Annotated in this window: 10 protein-coding genes and 1 pseudogene; 7 read left to right on the top strand and 4 right to left on the bottom strand. The window is 31.6% G+C overall.

Annotated features, from left to right (window positions below):
- Nucleotides 1-121: pseudogene (locus COO03_RS27405) on the top strand (MarR family transcriptional regulator); the annotation flags it as partial.
- Between the two features lie 535 nt (nt 122-656).
- Here COO03_RS27405 and COO03_RS02900 read toward each other — a convergent pair.
- Together COO03_RS02900 and COO03_RS02895 are read right to left on the bottom strand one after the other, a co-directional pair.
- Entirely contained in the window at nt 657-1,835 is a 1,179-nt protein-coding gene (locus COO03_RS02900) for a hypothetical protein (RefSeq protein WP_097894973.1), read from the bottom strand.
- Between the two features lie 11 nt (nt 1,836-1,846).
- The gene (locus COO03_RS02895; RefSeq protein ID WP_097894972.1) at nt 1,847-2,410 is read right to left on the bottom strand and encodes a hypothetical protein; all 564 of its coding nucleotides are present in this window, start codon (nt 2,408-2,410) and stop codon (nt 1,847-1,849) included.
- Between the two features lie 1,436 nt (nt 2,411-3,846).
- On the opposite strand from COO03_RS02895, the gene COO03_RS02890 reads away from it, so the two are divergent.
- The 3 genes from COO03_RS02890 (at nt 3,847) to COO03_RS02880 (ending at nt 6,667) form a co-directional block, all read left to right on the top strand.
- The gene (locus COO03_RS02890) at nt 3,847-4,407 is read left to right on the top strand and encodes a helix-turn-helix transcriptional regulator (protein ID WP_097894971.1); all 561 of its coding nucleotides are present in this window, start codon (nt 3,847-3,849) and stop codon (nt 4,405-4,407) included.
- A gap of 397 nt (nt 4,408-4,804) precedes the next feature.
- Nucleotides 4,805-5,005 carry a cold-shock protein gene (locus COO03_RS02885; RefSeq protein WP_000434817.1) on the top strand — a complete coding sequence of 67 codons (201 nt, stop codon included), beginning with the start codon at nt 4,805-4,807 and terminating at the stop codon, nt 5,003-5,005.
- A gap of 1,110 nt (nt 5,006-6,115) precedes the next feature.
- The gene (locus COO03_RS02880; protein WP_097894970.1) at nt 6,116-6,667 is read left to right on the top strand and encodes a DUF3967 domain-containing protein; all 552 of its coding nucleotides are present in this window, start codon (nt 6,116-6,118) and stop codon (nt 6,665-6,667) included.
- A 1,267-nt stretch (nt 6,668-7,934) separates the two neighbouring features.
- On the opposite strand, the gene COO03_RS02870 is transcribed toward COO03_RS02880, so the two are convergent.
- Complete coding sequence (locus COO03_RS02870; RefSeq protein WP_097894968.1) at nt 7,935-8,600, bottom strand: helix-turn-helix domain-containing protein; 666 nt, start codon at nt 8,598-8,600, stop codon at nt 7,935-7,937.
- A gap of 298 nt (nt 8,601-8,898) precedes the next feature.
- Between COO03_RS02870 and COO03_RS02865 the strand changes: the two genes are divergently transcribed.
- Complete coding sequence (locus tag COO03_RS02865; RefSeq protein WP_097894967.1) at nt 8,899-9,141, top strand: DUF3937 family protein; 243 nt, start codon at nt 8,899-8,901, stop codon at nt 9,139-9,141.
- 21 nt (nt 9,142-9,162) lie between these two features.
- Here the strand turns inward: COO03_RS02865 and COO03_RS02860 are convergent, their stop codons facing one another.
- Nucleotides 9,163-9,735, bottom strand: coding sequence for a tyrosine-type recombinase/integrase (locus COO03_RS02860; RefSeq protein ID WP_097894966.1), 573 nt, complete (start codon nt 9,733-9,735; stop codon nt 9,163-9,165).
- Nucleotides 9,736-10,059: 324 nt separating this feature from the next.
- Here COO03_RS02860 and COO03_RS02855 point away from each other — a divergent pair, with 324 nt between their 5' ends.
- Together COO03_RS02855 and COO03_RS02850 are read left to right on the top strand one after the other, a co-directional pair.
- The gene (locus COO03_RS02855) at nt 10,060-10,488 is read left to right on the top strand and encodes a helix-turn-helix domain-containing protein (protein ID WP_097894965.1); all 429 of its coding nucleotides are present in this window, start codon (nt 10,060-10,062) and stop codon (nt 10,486-10,488) included.
- A gap of 282 nt (nt 10,489-10,770) precedes the next feature.
- A partial coding sequence (locus COO03_RS02850; RefSeq protein WP_097894964.1) for a MarR family transcriptional regulator occupies nt 10,771-11,291 on the top strand: 521 nt, incomplete at its 3' end.

Raw genomic sequence — 11,291 nt, 5'->3', positions numbered from 1 at the left:
ATGTAATGCACCAAAAGATGATATTGATAGAGCCACACAACAAATATTTGTAAAATCATTAAGAAATATTCAACTTGAAGGAAGTAAAAAGAAGCATAAATTGCCGATATATTTATTTTAAAAAAGTGTAATTACCTATTGCACTTTTTTTTTTTGTTGTTCTTGTTAAAAAATAGGTGTTAAAAAAAATTAACACAGGTGTTAATTTTTTTTAACACCCCGAACACTTTAAACCCTTGATATTACTGACTTTTTATATTTTCTCTATCTCACTCTATATATAAGGCTAAAAGTTCCGCAAGGAACAAGTAGTATTTTTGAGCAAACTCCGCTCAAAAATCTCCACCTTTGCTAGAAAAAAGGACGGCTCGTTCATCCTCGCCTAAAGTCAAAGACTTTTCCTTTTTTCTAGCATCCTTGCAAAACTTTTTTTGGCTCGTTAGCTTTCATCGCCAAGCCGATAAACTCAAAAGTAGGATTTATGCATATCGGCTTGTGCTGTCCATTATACGAGCCAAACCGCTAGTTCTAACGTTCTAAGAATTCTTTTTCTCTTTTATTTTAGATACGCAATACGTGGGGTCCCCCCACACCCCGACCAGCCTCCACCTCAAAAGTAGGGGAAAAGATAAAAACCACTTATTTTAAATAAGTGGTTAATTTGGAAGAGGTTTATCTCGTTGTGCTTCATAAGAATCATTAAAATTAAATCGTTTAAACACGTTTGTATTTCTAACATGAATTGATTTTAGATGAAATTCTTTTTGCCAGGCCTTTGCTTGTTGTTTATTATTTCGAAGAGTAGTGATTCTTTTTATGATTTTATGCAATTCTTCTTCATGATCTGTACTCATTGCGATGAAATTAAATATAGTTTTTACTTTGGAATAACAAATTTTTAATAAGAACTCAATATGATAAATATCAGAGATTAAATTATCAATTGTGATATAGGATGTACCAGGAATAGGGATTACATTTACCATAATTCCCATAGCTTTATCTTCTATATTACAGGCTAATTTAATAGAACAACGTGTATTTAGGATTCTAAATAACTCATCTAGAAATGCAAATACTGTTATTTGTTGAATTTCTGGTATTTCTTCGTTAATGAACCAGAGATCTTTTTTATTATCTCGTGTTTTTGATAGAAATTGTGTTACAAAATCTATATCAAAATTTTTAGGTGGCTTACTTTTAGGGAAGTATTCTCCAAAGAATTGTGTATCTTTTTCTTGTATTGGATTTATAGTTAATTCATTTTCAGTAAAATGATAGAGATATAAATTATCTGAAAGAATCATGGGATAATGCTCGTTAGAGCACATGGTTAAAACTAAACTAGCTTTAGATGTTTGTTTTTTACTTTGTTCCAGATAATCTTCCATACGGGTGAAATGACGAAATAGGACATTTTCTCCTGGTGCGATTGGTAATACTTTCTTTTGTTCCCCAAAATAGTAATAAGCACGATAGGAGAGATAAATGTATTCTGCTCCATAAAAAGATTGCACACCAATTAATTTCATTTCTTCTAATTCTTTTAATTTCATATATCCTGTGCTTTTTGATTTGTTCTTGTTTCCTTTTTCATAACCAAATAGTTCTAGGAACTGGGACTTTAATATGTAGGGTTGATGATAAAACATAAAGGTAAAGAAATTATGATAATGTTCCATGATAAATAGATGTAATTTTGAACTTAATTTTGCTTGATTTGGATCGGATGCAATTTCATCTAAATTTAGGATGCGTGGAGCATCTGTATTATCTATGATTTCTTTTGCTGTGAAAAAAGTATAGGGAATTGCAAAACTTTGAATAAATCCCATGAATATTCCTCCTATAATTGCTCATAACCAGATAAAAAGGTATTGGCAAATGCTTGTTTTTGTTGAATATCGGTTTCTTTATAGTTACGTGTTGTTACTTCTATGGCGATATGTCCTCCATGAGCTTCGCTATAGACCGCGCTATCGGGCGTAGCCTGGAATTTTCCTTGTGGATGGGACTCCACTATTCTTTCTTTGAAAAGAGCGAATCTAGGGTCATTCTGAGCCTCTATATAGAGTTGTCTCTCAGTCTTCCATGTTTTTTGAATGTCTTTTGGTAGAGATAGATATTTTTCTGTAAGACGAATATCGTGCCCGGTATTACGAACGCTAGTCTTATATTGATATTGCATCCCTTGTTTTTCGAGTTTCTTAATTCCTTCTTTGCCTAAAGTAACTTTTCCCATGCGTTCTTCTAGATATCCGCTATGACAAAGCTTTTTGAGACGTTCCCCTTTAATATTGTAATGCTCTGTAAGCTGTTCTTTCGTTGCTACACCGGTTTTCCATAGCATTTCTATACATTCGTTTTCTTTTGTTTTTAAAATTTTTACATGCTTTCGTGGCGCGGCCATAGGAAATCCTCCTGTCTTCGCTTTTTATGAAATATTGTTTTTGCGAGGACGTTGCGAAGCAAGGTGTCCTCGCAACGAGTCATGTTCGTCATGGCTCGTTATTTACAAAAGAAATTTACTAGAAAGTAAATTTCTTTTGTTCTTCTTTTCAGATGCGAAAGCAGATAGAAAAGAAGAACGTTTTTTTGCAGATCATATATGCGAAGCATATGGATCTGTTCAAACAAAGAAGATTTGCCAGGGGCGAATCTTCTTTGTTTCTTTCTAAGAAGCGAAAGCTGAATTAGAAAGAAAGTCATTCCTGGTGCGGAGCTCCCAGGAATGAGAAGTCCCGCAGGGCAAAATGCTCCTGAAGACCATTCACCCAGCTTGCTGGGCTTGTTTTTGGGTAGAGCGTAGCGATACCCAAAAATGAATGCGTCTGACCGCAGTATAGATGAAACGCGTCAGCGTGAATCTATACAAGGCAGGAGCATTTTGCCCTGCTTGAAGAATGCAGGACGCAGGACGGCATTCTGATTCGTGGGATCTTGCTCTTTCCCTGATTTGACGCCGTTATGGCGGATAAATCAGGGAAAGAGCGGAGAATATGCACTTGATTATGGTTGATATCATATAATAATATATTTTAACTATATTATACAATATATCAATCTTAATATAAGAGATTTTTAGGAGTAATTGTGTGGTATAAATAAACGGGGAGATAGATGAAGGTGGGTTAATTACTGAGTCCGAAGCGTTTATGCCGCGAAAGTCACTTGACCATGAGGGGCACCCTCATGCAAACTCATCAGAGGTGGCCCCAGAAGGGCGGTTTTTGCCCACTGGGGTTATCTTTGGGAGTTTGAGGGTGTAGAGGCTCGTGGTCAAGTGAACCGTGGAATAAAAAGTGTAGGACGGGACCCCCAGGAAAGGGCAAAAACCAAAGTTTTTATCGGAATTTAAAATCAAAGATCTAAAAAATAGATATAATAGGGGGCACTATATCATAAAAAGAAAATTGTACGTTTAGAGACAATTTGGACACTAATAGGGGTTTCGCCAATAAAAAGCTTGAAAAAGTATTTAATCGCAATATAATGATATATAGATATATATATTCATAATTAATAACAGGGGGTGATTAGGATGCATACACCTATACTAGATGCTGTTATAAATGCAATTATTAATTTTTTCCATCTTCCACGTTGTTAGTAAATAAAGATAAAACGGGTTCCTTATTGGAGTCCGTTTTTTTATTGTGTTTTTTTCATATGGATCAAGGTTGTGTAGAGTTTAGTCCCAACAAGACTAGTGGCACTCAAACCCAAAAACAGGGGGAAAGTAGCATGATAAAACATTTTTACACCTTAAAATCACGTTATTATAAAGAAGTTTGGTAGTCTTTAATTAGTCTTTAATTTAACCTCAAACTTAAGGGAGATGTATAAATGAACATTGGTAAACAGATACATTATTTTCGTAAACGGGATCATATGTCCCAAGAGGAGTTAGCAGAGAAAATTCATGTTTCCAGACAATCTATTTCTAACTGGGAAAATGAAAGAAACTACCCAGATATTCATAATTTATTAATGATGAGTATTCTTTTTAATGTCTCCCTGGATGATTTAGTTAAAGGAGATGTAAAGATCATGAAAGAAGAACTTCAAAAATCAACTTTCTTTAAGTGGAGTTACATCATGTTAGCATCAATGATTATACTTCCTATTTCTATTGCACCTGTATTTTACTTTTTTGGTTATTATGGTCTTATAATACCTTTGGTACTTACGATTTTGCTTATGTTTTCATCACAGCAAGTTGAAAACATAAAAAAAGAGCACAATTTAAAGACTTATCGTCAAATAATTGATTTTATAGAGGGAAAACCTGTAAGTGAAGTAAAGCCTAATATAAAAGACAAATTATTAAAAATAGGTTTGATGCTTGCAAGTGCTTTAATTAGTTATAGTTTGATTTATTTAGGATTGAGTGTATTTGGAAGATAACTTAGAAAACTATTAAAAGTCCTCCGGATTGTTTAACTGGAGGACTTTTGTGTTCACATAATTATCGTTATCAGAAGTAAAATTTAACTCGAAAATAGCTAATTTTATCAATTGTTGAATGTTTGAAAAAAATCAAATCAATGATATTGTCGAGATCTTTTGGCAATTTCTTGCTGCGATGACTATCATAGTGACTTTTTCTTCAGCAACCACTATTAGTGGTTAATTACCATAAGGACTTATTTTTGAAATTTGCTATTTTTTAGAAAGTATGTTAATTTAAGAAAGACCTATTTTTGTTCGGTTTGAGATTAAGAATAAATTTTGTTTTTCGTCTAAGGTATTTGAGCAAGGGTAGTAACATATGTGTGGGTATCCACACTAGGAGGCAACAATTATGGAACAAGGCAAAGTAAAATGGTTTAATGCAGACAAAGGTTTTGGATTTATCGAGCGTGAAGGTGGAGAAGACGTATTCGTACATTTCTCAGCTATCCAAATCGACGGTTACAAATCTTTAGACGAAGGACAAAGTGTAACGTTTGAAGTAGAACAAGGACAACGTGGCCTACAAGCTACTAATGTTCAAAAAGCTTAATATTAGCTGATGAAAGACCCTCTTGTAGGGTCTTTTTTTGATTTTGTTGCAATATTCCGAACACAACTTTTTTAAGGGGATTTGGGGTGCTTAACTTTTAAAAAAAGAAGATGTTAGAAATCATAATTTTAGCATTATGGGCTTTTTTTTAGTTATCTTGCAATTATATTAGGAATACTAAAAAACGGATTATATATAGTCGTAGGATTTCCAATCTTATTTGTTGGTGGACTTTTGATTGTGCATCTATTTCAAAATAAGAATGAAAATGGAAAATAACTTTGTTTGATTGTATATCTTATACACGTCTAGTTAACATAACGACCTATTATCGGTAGCAAGGACAAAGGCGGACCCTTACTCTCATAAGGAATCCGCCTTTGTCTTTTTCTATGATTCTATGCATCTTTTTATACATTCCTATTATGGCGCTCCTTCCGGCCTCCCTATAGTTCCCTATGTCTTCCGATTTTTTGCATAAAATCTTGAATGCTCTTAGCGTGGTTTTTTTCAAAAATGCTGGCGGTACCCCTTTTAGTATTTTAAAGTAATGTTTGATTGCAATTTATTAAAAATATCATGTCGTTAGTGAGTACTCATATGGAGACATCAAAGGGACTTTGTGTACTCACTGAGTCTACATCTAGGGACACAATGGAGACATTTGGTGGGTTTTATGTCGTCAATGAGTGGACATCCTGGGAATTTTCGTGTACCCACGTTTAAGCTAGGCTCCGCCTAGTCCCAACCCCTGTTTGGGCCCAAAAACCCCTTATGCTCTTCTCTCTTTTTTGATTCGGAATTTCCAATTTTATAAAATGACTTATCTTTTAGCTGAAATCTACTATGTTAAAAAACAAAAGAATGATTTTAGTTTTGGTTTATTGCAAAGTTATTAGAGAACTTTTTGTAGCGCGGCTAAGATCTTTGCTAAATGAAGTGTGAATTAAAAATATGAAAAAAATCCGTTATTTTTATATGACAGGAGGATATAAACCTTAGTAAAATGAATTAGTAAAAACCTAGGTTTCAAGGTTGGTTTTTTTGAAAATAACCATTGATATTAAAAATATCAAGGTTTTTATCTAGGTTTTAAAGGTGGGTAAAAAGATGGATAAAAGTGAATACCTAGGTGGAGAAAACCCAGGTTATATAGCGATGACTGTTAAAGAAGTTGCATTATGTTTAGATGAATCACCAAATGTTATAAGGAATTGGATGAAAGAATTAAAGACATATATTTCTTTAGAGAAGAATGAATCAGGTTACAATATTTTTGATGAAAAAGCTCTTGAGCAAATGAAGATAGTTCAGCAATTACATCGAGAGCAGAATTATTCAATAAAACAAATTGAACATTACTTTGCTACAGGTGGAGAGAGTATTAAACCTGTTCCTAGTAAAGAAGTTGGAGAGATTTTAGCTGAGGAATTAAAAGCATTAAAAGATGAAATTAGTAAACTTAGAGAATATAGTGAGAAACAAGAAGAATTTAATAAGTTGTTAATTGGACAATTACAAAAGCAACAAGACTATATTGATAATAAGTTAGAAAAGCGAGATCAGAAGTTACTTGAAACAATTCGTGAAGTACAAGAAACAAAATCATTAACAGCATCTACGGAATCAAAAGGTTTTTTTGCGAGATTATTTGGAAAATAATTATTTTAAGAGTTATAATCCGAGTCCTGGCGTTTATGCCGCGAAAGTCCCTTGACGATGAGGGGAACCCTCATGCAAACTCACCAGAGGTGGCCCCAGAAGGGCGGTTTTTGCCCGCTGGGGTTGGTTTTGGGAGTTTGAGGGTTCGGAGGCTCGTGGTCAAGGGAACCGTGGAATAAAAAGCGAGGACGGCCCCCAGGATAGGGCAAAAACCAATGTCTTCGCCAAGATTCGTGGTTCTACTGTTATAAAAAGGCGAATAAGAATATAGCATACATATAATAAGGGAATGCAGTACAGATCAGCATACAAGCATTCCCTTGCTATCATTATGTTATTTTTACAACATAATGATAATCGAAATAAAAAGTATAGGATGATTATTATGTGTTTTTTATTTTGGTTTTTTCAATTCTGTTGGGATATATAGTAACTCTATGTTTTTAAGTAGAAATTAGTATGAGATGAATAAAATGTCGAAATTATAATAATTTTGTGATTTTTTGTTGATTTATGTTATTTTCAATGTTAAACTCATAATAACAAAGAAAGAGTAAACAAAAACCCTTAGCGATTAAATTATCAGAATTTTTAGTTTTTATGGTCGGTTTACTCCATGTGATTTACATGTTTGTTTATTGCTTTTCCACTCTTTCTTTGTTCCACCCTATAAAAGAAAAAAATCTGTTTTTATCCAAGTTGTTTTTATAACAAAGGTGGGATCACTTATTTTAAAAGTTATTATGATTTATGGGGGTGACAGCTAATAAATCGGATATTTGATGAGGAGTTTATATTACAGTGGGGTGAATCCAGAAAGAGGTGAAAACTAAGAAATTTGGATTTAAATTTTTGAAAAGGAAGAATGAAAATATAGTGGACATACAATTATTATAATAAGGGAATGCAGTATAGATCAGTATACAAGCATTCCCTTGTTATTATTATGATATATTTTTATAGAATTTGGCTTACTACAATATATGCTATATATAGTAAGGATAAAAAGATAAATATATCTAGTGTTAAAAAGGTGTATAGGACCATTTTTATTTTTTTAGATGTATCATTTCTAATCATATATATAATAAATAGCATTGTAGTTGATTGAAATAGCATGGTGAAAAATAAAAATGTAATAGCAAATACCATATTTCCTGGTGTAAATGCAGTATTCATAATGAGTAGAGAACTAATTATATTAAGAATAAGCGTAGTTAGTATAAAAATATATTTATAAATGTTTTTAATTTTGATCGCCTACTTTTTAATTTTTCAGTTGATAATACAGTTGTTTATTTTTATGGTTATATATAAGTATTTTTTTATTGTTTTCGTCTACAATATAAACATCTTTTTCTTCCCAGTCTATTCCATGGGCTATATCTTTTTTAATAGAAAATAAAACATCTTTATTTTTAAAAGGAAATGAATTTCGATTAGCATGAATCTCTATTTCATGTTCTTTTATTTTGAAGCCATAATCTCCTGAATAACTGGAGAAAAAAGGTTTTAATTTACTATAAATATATAGAATTTCCTTATTATCGGCTTCTTTATAAAAGTGTGAATTAATAACTTCTAGATCTGATGTTCTTATGTCTTTTGGTATAAGTAAAAAAGCAATAAAACAACAACATATAACAACAATAGTAATTAAAGAATATATGTAGAGAGAGGCTATTAATAAATATCTTTTGTAATTGCTTTGTTTTATTATCTGATTTTGCAAATTTGAATCCTCCTTTAATAAAGAATCAATTGAAACATTAAATAGATTGCTTAAGGCTAATAAATTGGTTAGATCGGGAAGACTTTTTCCTAGTTCCCATTTAGATATGACTTGTCTTGAAATAAATAATTGGTTGGCTACATCTTCTTGTGTCATTTTATTTATTAATCTTAAATGTTTTATTTTTTTTCCAATGTCCATATTTGTACCTCCTCCAATTAATTTAATTTATTCTAATATTAAATAGTAAGAAACGCATCGTAGCGTTATAAAAAAAGCATGCAATGATCTGTTGCGGACTCTTTTATTGTGATTTATCTTCTTGATAATTAAGAATTAGGAAGGTGAATTATATAGTTAATAAAAGAAATTACAGGGGATAAATTTTTTATAAACTTTGATTTGAAGTAAAATATAAGGATTATCAATTTATTGACAGAAAAATGGATATTATATATATTAAACCTAATATTAGGATTATATATTTATGGGGTGCTATATGTTTAAAGGTAAAAAAATGATTCGATTTGGTTTATGGTTATTTGTTTCTTTATCTGTAATTCAGTTTACTATTGGTTATATAGAAGGATATTATAAAGCTTCTACAGGTAATGAATTATTAATTTCAGAAACATGGAAAACAGTATTATTAGATGTTCCTCAAGGAATACTTGCTATTTTAGGAGCAATTGTTTTATATCAATTTACAAAAAAAACACCAGAAAAAACGGCATCTATGTAGATGTCGTTTTTTTGATAGATTTTAAATATGGAAATTATCAAGTACATTGTCTTTTTCTTCTTTATTAATTCCAATGTATTTTAGTGTGATTTGGGGTGTACTATGATTTAGAATTTCTTGCAACATGGCCACATCTTTTGTTTGTTTATAGAACCAATAGCCGAAGGTTTTACGCATGGTGTGGGTACCAATGGATTCTACACCGGCAAAATCTCCAGCTTTTTGCAGTTGTCGATACGCTTGGATTTTACTAATGGGTTGCTCTCCTTTTCGAGAAGGGAATAACCAAGTACTTTCTAGTATTTGGGCATACGAATAGACTTCATCAAAAATAGAAGTAAGGTTAATCATGCGTTCTTTCTTTGTTTTTCCCTCTTTAATTTTGAATTCTTTTCTCTTTTTTCGTTTTAATTTTACTATGGTTTGCGTTTCAAGTTGGAGTAGATCGCTAACTCGTAGCCCTGTATGAATCCCAATAAGAAAGAGAATATAGTCTCGTTCGGAACAATGACGTTTGAGGGCCCATTTCATATCTTCGATCTGTTCTTTGCTACGGATGGGTTGTACATCAATGAGATGTGGTTTTTTGTTCATGAATTTTAACCTCTTTATTTGTAGTGTTTTGAATGTATACTTTTATTGTATGTTTTGAGGATATCAGGGGATTTGGCTTGAGGTCAATGTTTTCAGGGATTTGAAAGTAAACTAATATTCAAAAGTTTACTTTCGAGAATATATAAAGAATCCTATGTTTTTAGGATTCTTTTTTAGTTTCTGATAATATTGTTTTAGTTGAATGTAGATTTAAGTGATTTAGCAAGAATTTAAATGTGTGAACCATTAGTTTACATCTATTAGACTAATGGTTTCTTTATTGATTACGGTTTTATATGTAATGATTTCTTAGAGGTGAATAATATGAATTTAGGGTCGCAATTGAAAAAGTTTCGTGAATCAAACAGCTTTTCACAAGAAGATGTAGCTCGCAAGGTTGGAGTGACTAGACAAGCTGTTTATAAATGGGAGAGTAATAAAAGTTATCCTGATATTGATAATTTGATTTTACTTAGTGAATTGTATGAAGTAACAATTGATGAGTTAATAAAGGGATCAGAGGATGTTAGAGAGGAGTTAAATAAAAAAGATAAAGAGGAATGTGAGGACGATGATGCTGAAAATGACTTTGGCTTTTTTATAGGTATTGCTCTTATATTTATAGGGATATTTATTGGCATTGAAGGAATTTCTTTATTTATAACTATATTGGGAATGCTGATAATGGTATTTTATAGTGATGTGAAAAAAGCGATCATTAATGAATTTAAAATAAAAAGAAGATTAAACTAGACTGTTTTTCTAGTTTGATCTTCTTTTGTATGTTTGTTTAGTAATAAAACTCTATAATTTTAAAGAAACGTTTGTTTAAAATTTTTCTATTCTATTGAGAACATGTTAAAAAGAACATTTGTACAACAAAAATCCCCTCGTGTTATAATTGAAAGCGACCAAACAAACAATTAGAGAAGAGGGGTTTTTTATTGAATATATTCATTTTTAATTTCTATAAGAATCATAGCATAAAATGTTTCTCTTCTCTAGTTGTAAATGTTAGAAAAGAGGAGAAATATTATGGCAAAAATAGTCAATATAGGACAATCTGAAAAAAAAGCACGAGTAAGAGAAAACAAGTTTGAAGATTTTTTAGAGCAGGTCAATATAGGTTTATCGGCTGAACAACAGCAAGTATTATTACAGATTTTACATAGTACAACAGGTGATGATTATTTCATTGGTAAGAAGAAAAAACGAACCGATGGGGTGAAGTTCGTGCAAATGATTACAGAGAATATTGATTATTTGTGTGAGATTGGTTATCTAACTCAACCAGAGAAAGCTTTTTTATTTGAGCTTTCTAGATTTTTAGAGTTTAAATCAAATGTTATTGTTGAAAAGAATGATGAAGAAATAAAACCAAATGCAGCTTCTCCAAGTTATTTAGCTAAGAAATTAGGAAAAACAAGAACTTCTATTTCTAAGGTTATGAATGATTTGCTTGTTAAAGGAATTTTAGGAGTTGCAGAAACTGGGATAACTACTGAAGATGGACGATCTTGTTCATCTCGTACCTGGTTTGTTAATCCTAATATATT

The organism is Bacillus sp. AFS098217 (assembly GCF_002551815.1).
Classification (GTDB): Bacteria; Bacillota; Bacilli; order Bacillales; family Bacillaceae_G; genus Bacillus_A.
The sequence above is the reverse complement of the archived record's forward strand: the minus strand, read 5'-3'. Positions and strand labels throughout refer to the sequence as shown.